The sequence below is a fragment of the Priestia veravalensis genome (assembly GCF_001457055.1).
GTDB classification, from domain to species: domain Bacteria; phylum Bacillota; class Bacilli; order Bacillales; family Bacillaceae_H; genus Priestia; species Priestia flexa.
In genome coordinates, this window is the sequence record NZ_KQ758627.1 from 162,470 (window position 1) to 178,683 (window position 16,214).

Below are 16,214 nucleotides of genomic sequence, written 5' to 3' on the forward strand. Positions count from 1 at the left end.
GCCTTTCTATTTCACTAGTGAAACGATTTTTTGTGCGCCGTCTGCCATTGACTCAGCTGCTGTGATATTCAGCCCTGATTCTTGAAGAATCTTCTTACCTAGCTCTACGTTTGTTCCTTCTAAACGCACAACTAATGGTAAGCTTAAGCCAACTTGTTTTGTCGCTTCTACAACACCAGTTGCAATTACATCACACTTCATAATTCCACCAAAGATGTTAACAAAAATCCCTTTTACATTTTGGTCAGATAGAATAATTTTGAACGCTTCTGTTACTTTCTCAGCTGTAGCGCCGCCCCCAACATCAAGGAAGTTAGCCGGGTCTCCGCCATAGTGCTTAATGATGTCCATTGTGGCCATAGCAAGTCCAGCACCGTTTACCATACAACCGATGTTTCCATCTAATGAAATATAGCTTAGGTCATATTTAGACGCTTCAATTTCTTTCGCATCTTCTTCATCTAAATCGCGATACTCTAAAATATCTTTTTGACGATATAGTGCATTTGAGTCGAAGTTTAGCTTCGCATCAAGTGCCATTACGTTTCCATCGCCTGTTACAACAAGTGGGTTGATTTCAGCGATTGAACAATCTTTTTCAACAAATACAGTATATAAACCAGCCATAAATTTAACTGCCTTACCTACTAATTCTTTTGGAATATTAATATTAAACGCGAGTCGACGCGCTTGGAAACCTTGTAGACCAATTGCTGGATCAATGTATTCTTTGAAGATTTTTTCAGGAGTTGCTTCCGCTACCTCTTCAATCTCCGTACCACCTTCTTCAGAACCCATTAATACAACTTGAGAAGTAGCGCGATCTAATACTAAACCAATGTAGTATTCTTTCTTAATATCGCAACCTTCTTCAATAAGTAAACGCTTTACTTCTTTCCCCTCTGGACCTGTTTGATGCGTAACGAGCGTTTTACCTAAAATATCTTGTGCATATGTACGAACTTCATCTAAGCTTTTCGCTACTTTTACACCACCCGCTTTTCCACGTCCCCCAGCATGGATTTGCGCTTTAACAACTGAAACTTGAGATCCAAGTTCTTTAGCAGCTTCAACCGCTTCTTCTACACTATATGCTACTTTACCATTAGGTACTGCTACTCCATATTTTCTTAGGAGTTCTTTCCCTTGATACTCATGGATATTCATTTCCCATCCTCCTAACGTAATCAACCAATAAAATAGACTGCGCTTTCATTGTATAAAAATAATTGTCTAGTTGTCTACTATTCAATTAAAAAATATTAAAATAATTGGAAAATTATTTTTTCTTTATCTCTTGGTCCAGCTGATAAACAAACGCAAAAACCTCTGCCACCACTTCATAAAGCTCGCTTGGAATCTTTTCATGAATAGTTAGCGTGCTTACTAGCTCGGTTAAAGAAGCATCTTTTTGAACAGGAACGTTATGCTCCTGTGCCTGTTCAATGATACGCTTTGCAACTTCTCCACTTCCTTTGGCAACGATCCTAGGCGCCTCATCTCTTTCTTGATTATACGTTAGCGCAACCGCCTTTTGTTTTCTATCATTTATGCTCATATCAAAAAGTCAACTCCTCCTCTATACGAATAAGACGATGTAGACATTTTCTTTTCAATTGAACTTTCTTGTTTCAAAGGACGATAACTAACTCCTGATAGCTGGTAATCCAACTCTTCCAGCTTTTTTACTAAGCTTTTTGTAAACTTTTCACCGCTCTCTTTCAACAGGTCGGCATATTGATTTATTATCTGCAAAGTAATGATTCGATTTTGGATATTTACACTAATGACAACGTCTTGTAACGCTTCAAGGTTCACATAAAACAAAATATGACAATAATTAGGATTAACCCCTTGGTTTTCTTGTCTTTGACCACTCCATTGTATAGAAACATCTCTCCACTGTTTGCCAACTAACAGTGGAACTTCCATGTAGAAGTTAGACAGTGGACCATTGGCCTGTGATAGAAGTTGAAAACCAGTTATTCGAGATATAAGCAGCTCCATCTTCTCTCGAATACCTGCATCGTCGACCGATTTGACTTCTGAAGCTAAAAGGTTCAGAAGTGCTCCTCCACCTTCTTGTGATAATCCAAACGCGTGAAAGAAAGCTGTTAAGCGCTGTACTCCCATTAGTTGTTTGATTACCTCGCTATTAGAGTACTGGTCAATTGCTTTCCATGCGTTCGAGAATGCTTCATACTCCCCAGCCTGTTCGTACACTTCTTGTGATAGCTGACGCACCATGTCAAAACCTTCACGAAAAGATTCTTGCACCTTGGCTAAGAACACAGCTTTCACTTCGCTTTGCTGTAAGGTAAATAAGCGTGAGGCTACACTTAATACGTCTTCTTCCCTTTTACTCTTAGGAAACAAATTCAAATGTTGCAGCATTTGATAGGCTTTTTCGTTATGATTCGTCGCTTGTAACCAATTCACGAATGTTTTTTTAAAAGGTTCATTTTGAGCACCGCTAGACTGAAAAAAGATTGAATCAATTACCTTTCCAAGCCCTGAGTTTGGATTATATTCTTTAATCGCTTGTAACTCTTTTGAAAAAGAGCTGCTTCCCATAACATTTTTCAATGCATCGAACACTTCTTTAGACAAGGGAAGACGCAGCTTTAACATATAGGTTAGAATTTCCTTCGTTTGTTCTGTCAAGCTCTCTTTTGCAAGAATATTACCGAGGCTATTTACCTTTTCTTTAGTAAGCGCATGTCCTTGTTCTACAAGATTAGACAACCACTTTTTGCTCTCTTTATTCACTTCAATTCTCAGTTCTTGCACTAATGATTCAACTAATTCAGAACCTTGTTTGATGGGAGAAATCATTTTTAAGTGCGGCAATTCTCCTTCTGTCGAAGTAACTTGAAACCAGTAGTTTTGTCTAACTATTAATGGGGCTTCCAATTTTCCTACCATTGTCATTCCGTTGAGCTTTAAAAGTGCTGTTTGTTTCGGAAAAAGTTTGAGCACCCGTCCAAGAACATGATCGCCAGCAGTAAGTGTAAACGACCTGGTACTATGACTAGATGCTGAGAAAAGCTGTTGAAAACCTGAAATTTTCATCATTCTTCCCCCTCTTTACCACTTATATTTTCTCTTTAATAGGTGCAAAAGAACGGCGATGCTCCTTTAAAATTCCATAGGTATCAATTGCCTCTAAGTGTTGCTTTGTACCATATCCCATATGCTTTTCAAATCCATATTCGGGATAAATTAAAGCTAGTTCCTTCATCATTCGGTCTCTTGTCACTTTTGCAACCACAGAGCTTGCTGCAATAGAAATGCTTGTGGCATCACCTTTAATGATAGACTCCTGCGGAATATTAAGCGGCAACTCCATAGCATCTATTAATAAGGCTTGAGGCTCAATAGATAATCCCTCGATTGCTTCTAACATGGCTTTTTTCGTTGCTTGATAGATATTTAATTTATCAATAGTTGCTGCATCTACAATTCCAACACCAACTGCTACTGCTTGCTGACAAATCTGTTCGTAAAACTCTTCTCTCTTGGCTTCTGATAACTTTTTAGAATCTGTTAATCCAGGTAAAAAGAAGTCCCTAGACAAAATAACTGCGGCGGCAACTACCGGTCCTGCTAAAGGTCCTCTCCCTACTTCATCAACTCCTGCAATAAACTGTAAGCCTTGGTCATACAGTTTGTTTTCATATGCTAACATTTGATAGAATTGCTCTTTTAAGCTCTCAGAGGCTTGTATTTGTTTCTTTCTTTGTACAACAGCTTGTTGTACACCCTTGCGCTCATCTTGCTCATACTGCGCAAATAAGGGATCCTGAAGGTTGTCGATTGCTTGCAACGCCTGCTTAATGTCATTAATGTTTAGTTTCATCTTTTCCTCTCTCCTTACTATCCTTCTATATCGACTGTTCTGTTATTATTTTCAATCAATAAAAAAGCCGCCTTTACCTTACATAGGTAAAAAGCGACCTTAACTTTTTTTACAGCCTATTCTTCTGACGAAAGCTCAGCTGGATCATCAAACGTTAGCATTCCTAGCTTATCCGTTCGAATCTCTCTCAGCACCAGTTCGGCTGTTTTATCATAATCAACCATTCCACCGCTCATAATACAACCTCTTTTTTTGGCAATCGCATCAAAAAGCTCAACAATATCCTCTGGTATCTCCTCAAGACCATAACGCTCTTTAAGATTAACGGGATAATAGCGAGAAAGGAAGCGAAGTGCATAAACACAAATGTCCTGCATGTTAACGATTGTATCTTTAATTGCACCTGTTGTCGCTAATTTATAGCCTACCGTTTGATCTTCAAACTTCGGCCAAAGAATTCCTGGCGTATCTAAAAGCTCTAGCTCACTTCCCACTTTAATCCATTGCTGTGCTTGAGTCACACCAGGACGATCTCCTGTTTTGGCAATCTTTTTGCTTGCTAAGCGGTTGATAAGCGTAGACTTTCCTACGTTGGGAATTCCAACAATCATCGCTCGAATCGCACGAGGTTTTTTAATTCCTTTTGCTTTCATTCTCTCAAATTTTTCATGGAGAATTTCTTTTGATAAAGAGACAATTTGTTTCATCCCTTTTCCTGCCTGTGCATCAATCGCTAACGCTTGTACACCCTGTTCACGATAGTAACGCAACCATTCTTCTGTCATGCGCGGATCCGCTTTATCTGTTTTATTTAATAAGACAATGCGAGGCTTATTTACAATAATCTCATCAATCATTGGATTTCTTGATGATTGTGGAATACGAGCGTCTACTAGCTCATATACAATATCAATTAATTTTAGTTTTTCCGTAACTTGACGTCTCGCTTTCGCCATATGTCCCGGAAACCATTGTATTGTCATGTTCTACTCACCTTTTATCAATTACTACATTTTTTAATTAGATAGTCGAGCTTCAGATAGCGGCCAGTAAACTAAGCTTGTCTTTCCAAGTACTTGATCCATACTTACAAACCCAATTTGTCTACTATCCTTACTGTAGCGACGATTATCTCCCATTACAAACAAATGGCCTTCAGGTACTTCTCCTTCACCTGTTAAACCTTCTAGGGTAAAATCTTCTGTTAAGTTACCATCAATAACTTCTTTTTTATATTCATCAAGATATGGTTCTTCATACGGCTTTCCGTTCACATATAAAACATCATCACGATATTCAATATGATCACCCGGTAGACCAATAATTCGCTTTATGTAGTCCTTTTGTTCATCTGCATGAAAGACGATAATATCAAAACGATCAGGATCCCCAATTTTATACGAAAACTTATTTACAATCATGCGGTTCTGATCATGTAGAGTTGGCATCATTGATAATCCATCTACTACAATCGGCGCAAATAAAAAGTAGCGAATAACTACAGCTAATAAAACAGCAATAGCAATGGCTTTAATCCATTCAAAAAATTCATTTTTTCCTCGGGCCATTCTCAGTCCCCCAACCTTTATATACTACATCTTTTATTGTATCTGAAAGTCACTGAAACACCTAATAATTATAAAAAAAGATTTGAAAAAAGGAGCTTGTTTAACAAGCTCCCCTTCACGATTATCGAATTTCTTTAATACGCGCAGCTTTACCACGTAATTCACGTAGGTAATAAAGTTTCGCACGGCGTACTTTACCACGGCGCATTACTTCGATTTTTGCAATTTTTGGCGTATGAAGTGGGAATGTACGCTCTACACCTACACCGTAAGAGATCTTACGTACTGTAAATGTTTCGCTGATACCACCACCACGACGCTTGATAACAACACCTTCAAATACCTGAACACGTTCACGGCTACCCTCAACGATATTTACGTGTACACGTACAGTATCACCAGGACGGAACGTAGGAAGATCGGTTTTAAGTTGTTCTTTTGTAATTTCTTCGATTAATTTTTGCATCGCGTGTTTCAACTCCTTCCAACAGACGCTCATAACAATGCTTATAGATCATTGCAGCGGAACACCGTTATAAGTGACAAAAGCCTATCAGCTCAAGCCACAAGATTTATCTTAGCACACTCTCATGGCGTATGCAATAAGAGAAATTATTTTTCTGTATCTTTTAAAACACATTGGGAACTCTTCGTCTTATTCACTTTCTTCATTTTGCAATTCAGCTATTATTTTCTTTTGCTGTGAAGAAAGCTCAAGCTGTTCTAGCATATCTGGCCTTCTTAGCAGCGTTCGCTTGAGAGACTCTTTTTCGCGCCATGCTGCAATTTTTTGATGGTCACCGCTCATTAAGACATCAGGAACCTTAAATCCTCTGAAATCAGCAGGACGTGTATAATGTGGGTGTTCTAACAACCCTGTGCTATGCGAGTCCTTTACAGCCGAATCCTGATTCCCTAATACGCCTGGCAATAGACGTACTACGCTGTCAATTACAACCATTGCCCCTAGCTCTCCACCGGTTAACACATAATCACCAATTGAAATCTCATCAGTTACAACGTGCTCACGGATTCGCTCGTCATATCCCTCATAGTGACCACATACAAAGATTAGATGCTCTTCTTGCGCTAGCTCTTCTGCTTTTTTTTGCGTATAGCGCTCTCCTTGTGGACACAGTAAAACAACGCGTGGCTTAGAGTCTTTTGTCAGCGCATCTACCGCATCAAAAATTGGCTGAGGTGTTAATACCATCCCTGCTCCGCCGCCATACGGATAGTCATCAACATTTTGATGCTTATTCGCTGAGTATTCTCTAAAATTTACCACGTTTAACTCTACGGCTTGCTTTTCTTGCGCTTTTTTTAAAATGGATTCACCAAACACTCCTTCAAACATTGAAGGAAATAAAGACAGGACATCAATCTTCATCAGTCTAATAACCCTTCCATTACTGTAATAATAATTTCTTTATTCTCAACATCAATCTCCTGAACAACTGCGTCGATATAAGGAATTAAAATCTCTTTTCCATCTTTTCCTTTTACAACCCACACATCATTCGCACCAGGAACTAAGATTTCTTTTATCTTCCCAAGCTCTTGACCTTCTTCCGTTTTAACAATGCAGCCAATAATTTCATGAAAATAAAACTCACCGTCTTCAAGCTCAGACAATTGATCTTCCGATACTTTCACCGTGCTGTTCTTAAATTTCTCAACGTCATTTACATTTGGATACCCTTCAAATGATACAAGGTCAAAATTTTTATGCTTTCTATGCGTAGCCACAACTACCTCAACAGGTTCAGTTTGCTTTTCTTGGAACAAATAAAGTTTGTTTCCTACTTCGTAGCGTTCATCTGCAAAATCTGTGGTTGAGATAATGCGTACTTCACCTTTAATCCCATGTGTATTAACAATTTTACCTACTTTAAACCAATTATTCATTGTTCACCTCTATCGAATTTCAACGACAATGCCGTCTTTGATTACAATCTCTTTTTTTTGCTTTATATCATTCCAATTATCACCGATTTTCACTTCAAGCAACGAATCCATTTCTGATTCAACAAGCTCACTTCCTAACGCCAGGCGCTCTAGCTGTTCAATTTGAAAATCAATTACGTCTATTTTTTCAAGTCTGGATGAACGCTCTTTTTCAAACTGGGTATGAAGCAAAGATGATTGAGTTTTTTTTGTTTTCTCTATTTGTTTCAGTTGAAACTTAAGCTGCTCTAACTCTTTTTGCAGCTCGACTTTTCGCTGAGAGAAACGATTATGTAGTAACGCCTTGCTGCTTTCCGTCACAACTTGCTTCACAACAACCTTTTGAATAATTTGCATCAAACCCCTCCTCTTCATCCTACGATTCTTATTAAACCATTTCTATCCGTCATTTGAGAAGTAGTTACATAAAAAAAAGGGGGAGGTTATCCCTCTCCCTTTTTTCACTCTTGAATTTTCACATGCACTTTTTTATCTAATTGCGATGCCGCCGCAGAGACAACAGTCCGAATCGCTTTGGCAACCCGCCCTTGCTTTCCAATAATCTTTCCGATATCTTCTTTGTGAACTTCAATGAAGTACGTCACTTGATGTTCTTCACTTACTTCTTTCACTCGGACTTCATCTGGATAATCAACAAGTGGCTTAACAATCGTTTCAATTAGTGATGTCATCGCGAGTATAATTATTTTCCTAATTTAGCGTTATGGAATTTCTCCATGATGCCTTCGTTAGAGAAAAGGTTACGTACTGTATCAGATGGTTTTGCACCATTTTGTAACCATTTAAGAGCTAACTCTTCATCAATTTTAACTTCAGCTGGTTGAGCTACTGGATTGTAAGTCCCAACCACTTCGATGTAACGTCCATCACGTGGTGAACGAGAGTCTGCTGCTACGATACGATAGAAAGGAGATTTTTTAGCTCCCATACGTTTTAAACGAATTTTTACTGCCATTTTTAAAGCACCTCCGAATATGTTTCAACAAGATAATATAATATCAAAAAGATAAAATGTTTGTAAAGGTTTTTTTCTTAACAGTATAAAAAATATTTTATTCTGTTTATTTTTACAACTAAATTTAGTGACAAATTAAGAAAAGAAAGGTAATTTCATGCCCTTTTTCTTCCCTTTAGACATGTTTGTCATTTGCTTCATCATTTTCTTCATGTCTTCAAACTGCTTCAATAGTCGGTTAACCTCTTGAACCGATCGACCGCTACCTTTTGCAATGCGTTTTCGTCGACTAGCGTTAATGATTTCAGGATTTGTTTTTTCAGCTTTTGTCATGGAACGAATAATCGCTTCTACATGACTAATTTGCTTTTCATCTACCTGTAAGTTCTTGAGGCCTTTCATTTTATTAGCACCTGGAAGCATGCCAATAAGTTCATCTAACGGCCCCATTTGACGAACTTGAGCAAGCTGCTCTAAAAAGTCATCAAATGTAAACGACTGCGTACGCAGTTTCGCTTCAAGCTCTTTAGCTTTTTCTTCATCTACGTTAGCCTGCGCTTTTTCAATCAGCGTAAGAACGTCTCCCATTCCTAAGATACGAGAAGCCATACGCTCTGGATGGAATGCATCGATTGCATCCATCTTTTCACCCAAACCAACAAACTTAATCGGTGTATTGGTAACTGCACGAATTGATAAAGCCGCACCACCGCGCGTATCTCCATCTAGCTTCGTTAATACCACACCTGTTAAGCCAAGCTGTTTATTAAAGCTATCAGCTACGTTTACAGCATCCTGACCCGTCATTGCATCGACAACTAAGAAAATTTCATGAGGGTTTGTGAGCTCTTTAATTTGCTCTAACTCTTCCATTAAATTTTCATCTACATGCAAACGTCCGGCTGTATCAATTAATACATAATCATGATGCTCTTCTTTAGCATAAGCAATGGCCTGCTTTGCAATTTCAACGGGACTTACTTGATCTCCCAGTGAAAAAACAGACATACTTAACTGCTTTCCAAGCGTCTCAAGCTGTTTAATCGCCGCAGGGCGATATACATCAGCTGCTACAAGCAATGGGTTGCGGTTATGTTTCTTACGCAGTAGGTTAGCTAGCTTACCAGTAGTTGTCGTTTTACCTGCACCTTGAAGTCCTACCATCATAATAACCGTAGGAGCCTTTGGAGCCACTGCAATTTTGCTTTGTTCGCCACCCATCAGTGCTGTTAATTCTTCTTGTACAACTTTAATAACCTGTTGACCAGGCGTTAAGCTTTTTAATACGTCTTGACCTACTGCGCGCTCACTTACTCGCTTAATGAAGTCTTTTACTACTTTAAAGTTTACATCCGCCTCTAAAAGGGCTAGGCGTACCTCACGCATCATTTCCTTAACATCTGCTTCAGTTACTTTACCTTTTCCCTTTAGCTTTTGTAACGTGCTTTGCAAACGGTCAGCTAATCCTTCAAATGCCATATATGCCGCCCCCTAATCTAATTTCTCGAGCGAATCAAGAAGAGAAGAAAGCTTGTTGTTTGTTTCAAGTTCGCCTGTCAGTTCATTTTTTAGTTGTTGAACAATTGATTGACGCTCTTGAAACCGTTGAAATAACAATAGCTTTTCCTCATATTGTTCAAGCATTTGCTCTGTACGTTTTATATTATCATAAACTGCTTGACGACTCACATCAAATTCCTCTGCTATTTCACCTAGGGAATAGTCATCTAAATAATAAAGAGACATATAACTTCTTTGCTTTGGTGTAAGCAACGCTTGATAGAAGTCGTATAAAAAGTTCATTCGCGTCGTTTTTTCTAACATACGACCGCCCCCCTTGTTAAGTGAAAAGCCTTTACATGTCTTTAGTTTACAAAGAAGCAATTAGAATGTCAAGTTTTTTCCTTAACAGCAAAAACGCGACGAAGAAAGGCTTCATCGCGTTTTTAAATTAACTGTTTTGCACTTCATCTTCTACCGCATTAGCAAATAACCCATAGATGTATTGTTCCGTATCAAACGGCTGAAGGTCGTCCATCTTTTCCCCTAGCCCTACGAATTTCACTGGTAAGTTCAGTTCGTTTCGAATAGCCAACACAATACCACCTTTTGCAGTACCATCTAGCTTTGTCAGAACAATTCCCGTTACGTTTGTTGCTTCTGAGAAGATTTTAGCTTGGCTAAGAGCGTTTTGCCCAGTTGTTGCATCCAACACAAGTAGCACTTCATGTGGAGCTCCAGGCACTTCACGCTCAATTACGCGTTTTACTTTCTCTAGCTCCTTCATTAAGTTCACTTTATTTTGCAAACGACCCGCTGTATCACATAGTAAGATATCCGCTTTACGAGCTTTTGCTGACCGAATAGCGTCATACATTACAGCAGCTGGATCTGACCCAGCTGATTGCTTAATAACATCTACTCCAACGCGTTCGCCCCATACTTCAAGCTGCTCAATAGCACCTGCACGGAACGTATCGCCTGCTGCCATCAGAACGTTCTTGCCTTCTGACTTAAACTTATGAGCAATTTTACCAATTGTTGTTGTTTTCCCTACGCCATTAACACCAACAAACAGAACAACAGTAAGGCTATCTTGCTGCATATTAAGGCCTGCCAGCTGTTCCTCGCCTGACTCATAGATATCAATTAATTTTTCAGAGATGACCGCTTGAACTTCTTGAGGATCTTGAATGTTCTTTCGTTTTACTTCATCTTTTAATTCATCAATCAAATCCATAACAGTCGAAACGCCAACGTCTGCGCCGATTAGAATCTCTTCCAACTCTTCAAAAAACTCTTCATCCACTTTTCGATAGCGAGAAACTAAATCATTGACGCGTTCTGAAAACGAATCGCGCGTTTTTGAAAGTCCATCTTTAAACTTTTGAGTAACGGAGTCTGTTTGATTTGTAATCTTTTCTTTTAATCGCTTAAAAAAGCTCATGTTTTAACACCCTTTCTACTAAACATATTGCTTCGAATCTTCTAAGCGTACGGATACAAGTTTTGAAACTCCCGATTCCTGCATTGTTACGCCGTACAGCACATCTGCTTCTTCCATTGTTCCTTTACGATGCGTAATGACAATAAACTGTGTTTGCTCACTATAACTTCTTAAGTACGTAGCAAAACGGTGCACGTTCGCCTCATCTAAAGCTGCTTCTACTTCGTCTAATACACAAAACGGTACAGGACGAACCTTTAAAATGGAGAAGAGAAGAGCAATGGCTGTTAAAGACCGTTCTCCTCCAGAAAGAAGCCCTAAGTTTTGAAGTTTTTTACCTGGAGGCTGGGCAATAATGTCCACCCCAGTGTTCAACAGATCCGTCGCATCTGTTAGCTTCAGCTCTGCTTTTCCTCCACCAAATAGAGACTGGAATACATGGTTAAACTCTTCCCGAATTCGGTAGAACGTATCAGAGAAACGCTTTTTCATCTCTTCATCCATTTCATCAATAACCTGATAAAGCGTGTTTTTAGCTTCATCTAAATCATTTTTCTGGTTGCTTAAAAATTCATAGCGCTCTGCTGTTCGCTCATATTGTTCAATAGACCCTAAGTTAACCGTACCAAGCTCCTCGATACCTAACTTAATAAGCTTAATCTTTTTACGAGCTTCGTCAATTGGAATCGTTAGCTGATACGAAGCTTTTGCTGCTTCAAAGCTCGTTTGATATTCTTCATTCAGCTGATGTAAACGACTGTCTAACTCAACGTCAATTCGGTTCAGTTTTACTTCTTCGTCTTTTAACGCATTTGCAATTTGCTTATGCTGGCGATGCAACTCTTTGACAAAGCGCTCTGCATCTTCTAGCTTGTTTTGTGATTTCAAGCGCTCTGCCCGACAGTCATCCATTTTCTTCAACGTTTCTGCTTTTTCTTTAACCTTTTCTGCAGCCGCTTCTTCTAGTGAAAGCTCTCCAGAATCATTTGATGTCATCTCATTCGTTAAAAGTGCCAAGTCTTCTGTTACTTCTTCTAAGCGCTTCGTTGTTTGATTTAGCTCAAAGCAAATACGATCATATTTTTCACGCTTATTTTTAAGAGACTGTTCTTGTCCAGCCAGCTCTACTTTTACTTCGGTTAGCTTCTGGCGCACTTCCTCTCGGGAAGTTTGTTGCGTACGCTTACGATGAGTAAGCTCTTCAATAACTCCCTCTAGCTCTGAAGTCTGTTCTTTTGCTTCACCTAGCTGCTTTTCTAACACTTGAATTCGCTTGATCAAATGTTCTTGATCGCTTTTAAAGCTAACCATGTCTTGATCATACATCGCTAATCGATCGTTTACCGCTTGCTCTTCAATTTCTACTTGCTTCACATCTCGATCTAACGCTTTTTCTTGCTCTTCTAGACGCTTAACAAAAGACTGTTCTTTACCAATAGCTTGTTCCAACTCTTCAATCGTTTCTTTCTTAGCTTTCACATTTTTCTCAAGTTGAAGCGTTTTTTCTTCCATTTCCTTCAGCTTCGCAGTAATTGTTTCAAGCTCTCGCTGACGACCAAGCAATGAATTGGTTTTTTGCTTAACCGATCCACCTGTCATGGACCCGCCTGGATTCACCACGTCTCCTGTTAAAGTAACAAAGCGGTAGCGATGCTGAATCAGTCTAGCAAGCTCATTTGCTCCTTTTAAATCTTTTACAATAATAACCGTACCAAGCAAGTTCTCTGCAATACTACGATACTTCTCATCATATTTTACAAGCGAAGAAGCGACGCCCACAAACGTATCGTGAGTTTCAATTAACGAAATGGTTTGTGGCGGTATAAAACGCGAACGCACGGATGTTAATGGTAAAAATGTAGCGCGTCCGTAATGATTTTGTTTTAAAAAGCTAATTGCTTGTCGCGCACTCTGCTCATCAGACGTCACAATATGCTGAGTTGCACCACCGAGCGCAATTTCAATCGCTGTCTCATACTCTTTCGGCACGCTAACTAGTTCAGCAATAGCTCCTTCAATCCCGTGAAGCTTCTGGCTTCTCGCTTTTAAAATTTCCTTTACACCATGGAAATACCCTTCATAGTCCTCCTGCATCTCTTCAAGCATTTGCTTTCTAGACTTTGTTTGCTGGACGTATTGATAGGCTTGATACAGGGTTGACTCTTGCTTTCGATATTCCTCTCGCAGGGAATCGAGCTTTGCAAGCTGCTCTTTTAATTGACGCGTGGCATCCTGCAATTCTTGTTGAAAGTTTTGCAGTTTATCAATAAGAGCTCCTTTTTTCCGCTCTAGATCCACTCGTTGTTGAACATATTGCTCGTTTGCTTTTAAAAGCCGCGCTTCTTTTTCAGACGTTTGATGCTTTTGCTGCTCTAGAAAAGCAATCTCATTTCGAGAAGCTGTCTGTGCATTTGCCAACTCAAAATATTCGCTTTTTAACTGCTCTAACTGCTCATCCAGGTTTTCACTATACGTTGCAAACAGACGCTCTTGTTCGGCTACTTCTTCACGCGTTTTAGCAACGTCGTTTTCAAAGGCAGTTAAGTCATTCTCTTCTTTTTGCTTCGCTATCAGCAACTCTTTTTTTGTTTGAGTATACTCTTTTACAAGTCGCTCTAACTGCTCTTTATTTTGCGAAGCGTTCTTTTTACGCTCTTTTAACACTTCTTTCTTACCTTCTAGCTTTTCAACTTCTTCACTAACAAAAAGAAGGTGTTTATGTAGCGCGTCGATTTCCTCATCCGCACGCTGAATACGCACGCGTAAACAATTAATCTCTTGCTCACGCTCTCCAATGTTGGCAGAAAGCGATTGCTCCATTCGCTGATGAGATGCTATTTCTCGTTTAAGCGCTTCCCACTTACCATGAAGCTCTTCAATTTCAAAAACTGTTACTTCAATATCAATCTGTTCTAATTCTTCTTTTTTCTGCAAGTAATCTTTTGCAATGGAAGACTGTATTTTTAAAGGCTCTAACTGTCCCTCAATTTCATGTAAAATGTCAAGCACGCGATTTAAGTTTTCTTGTGTTTCAATTAACCTTAACTCAGCCTTACGTTTACGCGTTTTATACTTTAAAACGCCCGCTGCTTCTTCAAATATTTTACGACGCTCATCTGGTTTGCTGCTGAGAACTTCTTCAACTTTACCTTGACTAATAATGGAAAAAGCTTCTCTTCCCAAACCTGAGTCCATAAATAAATCCACAATATCTTTTAAACGACATGGTTGGTTGTTAATAAGAAATTCACTATCACCTGAGCGATTTACTCGCCTTGTAATGCTTACTTCATGATAATCAAGCGGTAGGAACTGATCGTCATTTTCTAGCGTAATCGTTACGTCTGCTACATTAACAGCACGCCTTGATTCACTTCCCGCAAAAATAACGTCTTCCATTTTCCCACCACGCAGTGACTTTGCAGACTGCTCGCCCATTACCCAGCGAATTGCATCTGTAATGTTACTTTTACCACTACCGTTTGGTCCAACAACTGCTGTAACCCCTGGTACAAAGTCAATTGATACTTTCTGAGCGAATGACTTAAAGCCAGTAATATCTAAACGCTTGAGGAACATATAGATTCCCCCTTTTCCTTATTTTCATAGTAAATCCCCCTTTGCAACAACCATTCGTTGCTTGGGGGGACTCGTTCCTACATCAGACTAATACTCTCTTTTACTTTGCATTCGACGCTTTTATTTTCGAGATGGCTACTTGAGCCGCTTTTTGCTCAGCTTCTTTCTTAGATCTACCAACTCCAACACCTAGCTCTTCACCATTAAGTGATACACGTGACATAAATTCACGATTATGAGCCGGGCCTTTTTCTTGTAGCACCTTGTACTCTAGCTGACCAAACCCATCTCGTTGAATAATTTCCTGTAACTGACTTTTAAAATCCATCACATGAGAAAAAGCACCCTCATTAATCTTCGGGAATACAACTTTTGTTAAAAATTGATTTACTGTTTCAATTCCTTTATCTAAATACAATGCACCAATAAATGCTTCAAATACATCCGCCAGTAAAGCTGGACGTTGACGGCCACCCGTCATTTCTTCACCTTTACCGAGCAACACTAGTTTACCAAATTCGAGCTCATTTGCGAAAGTCACAAGAGATGGCTCACACACTACGGCTGCACGTAGCTTTGTCAGTTCTCCTTCGCTCATCATTGGGTATTTTTTAAATAGAAATTGTGAGACGGTCAACTCTAACACGGCATCCCCTAAGAATTCTAAACGCTCATTATCTTCATGAGGTTTTTTACGATGCTCATTCACATACGATGAATGTGTAAAAGCTTGAAATAAGAGCTTTTCATTTTCAAACGTCACGTTGATTTCTTCTTGAAACTGTTTAAAGTTTTTTACTACTTGAGAATTATTTTTTCGGTCTCGATTCGAATAATGTTTAGGCATAAAATACCTCCGCTTACCAGCCACAATTAGTTCATAGTTTTTTCATAACATAACCCATTATAAAACGAGGTATCCTAAAAGATACATCGCATTTTGAAAAAAAAAATTATTTTTTTCAAAAATAACGCAAAAAACACAGAAAGCCCCGCTATTAAACGGGGCTTTTAATGATACAACAGAATTAAACTTGACTCTGTATGTAATTAACCGCATCTCCAACAGTTGCGATTTGTTCTGCTTGCTCATCAGAGATTTCCATGTCAAACTCATCTTCAAGCTCCATTACAAGCTCAACTACATCAAGAGAGTCAGCACCTAAATCTTCTTTGAAATTAGATTCTAATTTCACTTCGCTTTCATCTACACCAAGACGATCAACAATGATTTTTGTTACGCGCTCTAGTACTTCTGCCATTGTTCTTCACCTCCCCTCAAGTCATTATAGTAGATTTTCCTTTAAAATACTATGGCTGAATAATAAAGTTTGTCAA

At 39.0% G+C, this 16,214-nt stretch carries 18 protein-coding genes; all 18 read right to left on the bottom strand.

The genetic code is table 11. The features are described from left to right. Positions 1–6 precede the first annotated feature (6 nt). The 18 genes from sucC to acpP all read right to left on the bottom strand — a co-directional run bounded on the left by sucC (position 7) and on the right by acpP (position 16,138). Positions 7–1,167, bottom strand: a complete 1,161-nt coding sequence (sucC, locus tag AS180_RS00845) for an ADP-forming succinate--CoA ligase subunit beta (RefSeq protein ID WP_025909001.1) — start codon at positions 1,165–1,167, stop codon at positions 7–9. A gap of 112 nt (positions 1,168–1,279) precedes the next feature. Continuing rightward, complete coding sequence (locus tag AS180_RS00850) at positions 1,280–1,558, bottom strand: EscU/YscU/HrcU family type III secretion system export apparatus switch protein (protein WP_025909002.1); 279 nt, start codon at positions 1,556–1,558, stop codon at positions 1,280–1,282. Further along, complete coding sequence (locus AS180_RS00855) at positions 1,555–3,075, bottom strand: hypothetical protein (RefSeq protein WP_152545171.1); 1,521 nt, start codon at positions 3,073–3,075, stop codon at positions 1,555–1,557. The genes AS180_RS00850 and AS180_RS00855 overlap by 4 nt, the downstream gene beginning before the upstream one ends. A gap of 19 nt (positions 3,076–3,094) precedes the next feature. Then, positions 3,095–3,859: a ribonuclease HII gene (locus AS180_RS00860; protein WP_025909004.1), complete on the bottom strand. Its 765-nt coding sequence runs from the start codon at positions 3,857–3,859 to the stop codon at positions 3,095–3,097. A gap of 116 nt (positions 3,860–3,975) precedes the next feature. Then, positions 3,976–4,842, bottom strand: a complete 867-nt coding sequence (gene ylqF / locus AS180_RS00865) for a ribosome biogenesis GTPase YlqF (RefSeq protein ID WP_025909005.1) — start codon at positions 4,840–4,842, stop codon at positions 3,976–3,978. Positions 4,843–4,875: 33 nt separating this feature from the next. Beyond that, entirely contained in the window at positions 4,876–5,427 is a 552-nt protein-coding gene (lepB, locus tag AS180_RS00870; protein ID WP_025909006.1) for a signal peptidase I, read from the bottom strand. 121 nt (positions 5,428–5,548) lie between these two features. Next, positions 5,549–5,893, bottom strand: coding sequence for a 50S ribosomal protein L19 (rplS, locus tag AS180_RS00875; RefSeq protein WP_025909007.1), 345 nt, complete (start codon positions 5,891–5,893; stop codon positions 5,549–5,551). Between the two features lie 189 nt (positions 5,894–6,082). Next, positions 6,083–6,817, bottom strand: a complete 735-nt coding sequence (gene trmD / locus AS180_RS00880; protein ID WP_025909008.1) for a tRNA (guanosine(37)-N1)-methyltransferase TrmD — start codon at positions 6,815–6,817, stop codon at positions 6,083–6,085. Then, on the bottom strand, positions 6,817–7,335 hold the full coding sequence (rimM, locus tag AS180_RS00885) for a ribosome maturation factor RimM (RefSeq protein ID WP_025909009.1): 519 nt from the start codon (positions 7,333–7,335) through the stop codon (positions 6,817–6,819). Before rimM ends, trmD begins: the two co-directional genes overlap by 1 nt. 9 nt (positions 7,336–7,344) lie before the next feature. Continuing rightward, complete coding sequence (locus tag AS180_RS00890; protein ID WP_061784592.1) at positions 7,345–7,731, bottom strand: YlqD family protein; 387 nt, start codon at positions 7,729–7,731, stop codon at positions 7,345–7,347. A gap of 104 nt (positions 7,732–7,835) precedes the next feature. Then, entirely contained in the window at positions 7,836–8,066 is a 231-nt protein-coding gene (locus AS180_RS00895) for a KH domain-containing protein (protein WP_025909011.1), read from the bottom strand. 11 nt (positions 8,067–8,077) lie between these two features. Next, on the bottom strand, positions 8,078–8,350 hold the full coding sequence (gene rpsP, locus AS180_RS00900; protein ID WP_025909012.1) for a 30S ribosomal protein S16: 273 nt from the start codon (positions 8,348–8,350) through the stop codon (positions 8,078–8,080). A 135-nt stretch (positions 8,351–8,485) separates the two neighbouring features. Beyond that, on the bottom strand, positions 8,486–9,829 hold the full coding sequence (gene ffh, locus AS180_RS00905) for a signal recognition particle protein (protein WP_025909013.1): 1,344 nt from the start codon (positions 9,827–9,829) through the stop codon (positions 8,486–8,488). 12 nt (positions 9,830–9,841) lie between these two features. Further along, entirely contained in the window at positions 9,842–10,174 is a 333-nt protein-coding gene (locus AS180_RS00910; RefSeq protein ID WP_025909014.1) for a putative DNA-binding protein, read from the bottom strand. Positions 10,175–10,301: 127 nt separating this feature from the next. Then, entirely contained in the window at positions 10,302–11,297 is a 996-nt protein-coding gene (gene ftsY, locus AS180_RS00915) for a signal recognition particle-docking protein FtsY (RefSeq protein WP_025909015.1), read from the bottom strand. A gap of 18 nt (positions 11,298–11,315) precedes the next feature. After that, the gene (smc, locus tag AS180_RS00920) at positions 11,316–14,876 is read right to left on the bottom strand and encodes a chromosome segregation protein SMC (protein WP_025909016.1); all 3,561 of its coding nucleotides are present in this window, start codon (positions 14,874–14,876) and stop codon (positions 11,316–11,318) included. Positions 14,877–14,976: 100 nt separating this feature from the next. Then, positions 14,977–15,723, bottom strand: a complete 747-nt coding sequence (gene rnc / locus AS180_RS00925) for a ribonuclease III (protein ID WP_025909017.1) — start codon at positions 15,721–15,723, stop codon at positions 14,977–14,979. A gap of 181 nt (positions 15,724–15,904) precedes the next feature. Continuing rightward, positions 15,905–16,138: an acyl carrier protein gene (gene acpP / locus AS180_RS00930; RefSeq protein ID WP_025909018.1), complete on the bottom strand. Its 234-nt coding sequence runs from the start codon at positions 16,136–16,138 to the stop codon at positions 15,905–15,907. Between the last annotated feature and the right edge of the window lie 76 nt (positions 16,139–16,214).

Bases quoted from the DNA above. Each gene is read 5' to 3' on its own strand.
- lepB (WP_025909006.1), bottom strand. From the start codon at position 5,427: ATGGCCCGAGGAAAAAATGAATTTTTTGAATGGATTAAAGCCATTGCT.
- trmD (WP_025909008.1), bottom strand. From the start codon at position 6,817: ATGAAGATTGATGTCCTGTCTTTATTTCCTTCAATGTTTGAAGGAGTG.
- acpP (WP_025909018.1), bottom strand. From the start codon at position 16,138: ATGGCAGAAGTACTAGAGCGCGTAACAAAAATCATTGTTGATCGTCTT.
- ylqF (WP_025909005.1), bottom strand. From the start codon at position 4,842: ATGACAATACAATGGTTTCCGGGACATATGGCGAAAGCGAGACGTCAA.
- AS180_RS00895 (WP_025909011.1), bottom strand. From the start codon at position 8,066: ATGACATCACTAATTGAAACGATTGTTAAGCCACTTGTTGATTATCCA.
- rimM (WP_025909009.1), bottom strand. From the start codon at position 7,335: ATGAATAATTGGTTTAAAGTAGGTAAAATTGTTAATACACATGGGATT.
- sucC (WP_025909001.1), bottom strand. From the start codon at position 1,167: ATGAATATCCATGAGTATCAAGGGAAAGAACTCCTAAGAAAATATGGA.
- rnc (WP_025909017.1), bottom strand. From the start codon at position 15,723: ATGCCTAAACATTATTCGAATCGAGACCGAAAAAATAATTCTCAAGTA.
- rpsP (WP_025909012.1), bottom strand. From the start codon at position 8,350: ATGGCAGTAAAAATTCGTTTAAAACGTATGGGAGCTAAAAAATCTCCT.
- AS180_RS00855 (WP_152545171.1), bottom strand. From the start codon at position 3,075: ATGATGAAAATTTCAGGTTTTCAACAGCTTTTCTCAGCATCTAGTCAT.
- AS180_RS00890 (WP_061784592.1), bottom strand. From the start codon at position 7,731: ATGCAAATTATTCAAAAGGTTGTTGTGAAGCAAGTTGTGACGGAAAGC.
- smc (WP_025909016.1), bottom strand. From the start codon at position 14,876: ATGTTCCTCAAGCGTTTAGATATTACTGGCTTTAAGTCATTCGCTCAG.
- AS180_RS00910 (WP_025909014.1), bottom strand. From the start codon at position 10,174: ATGTTAGAAAAAACGACGCGAATGAACTTTTTATACGACTTCTATCAA.
- AS180_RS00860 (WP_025909004.1), bottom strand. From the start codon at position 3,859: ATGAAACTAAACATTAATGACATTAAGCAGGCGTTGCAAGCAATCGAC.
- rplS (WP_025909007.1), bottom strand. From the start codon at position 5,893: ATGCAAAAATTAATCGAAGAAATTACAAAAGAACAACTTAAAACCGAT.
- AS180_RS00850 (WP_025909002.1), bottom strand. From the start codon at position 1,558: ATGAGCATAAATGATAGAAAACAAAAGGCGGTTGCGCTAACGTATAAT.
- ftsY (WP_025909015.1), bottom strand. From the start codon at position 11,297: ATGAGCTTTTTTAAGCGATTAAAAGAAAAGATTACAAATCAAACAGAC.
- ffh (WP_025909013.1), bottom strand. From the start codon at position 9,829: ATGGCATTTGAAGGATTAGCTGACCGTTTGCAAAGCACGTTACAAAAG.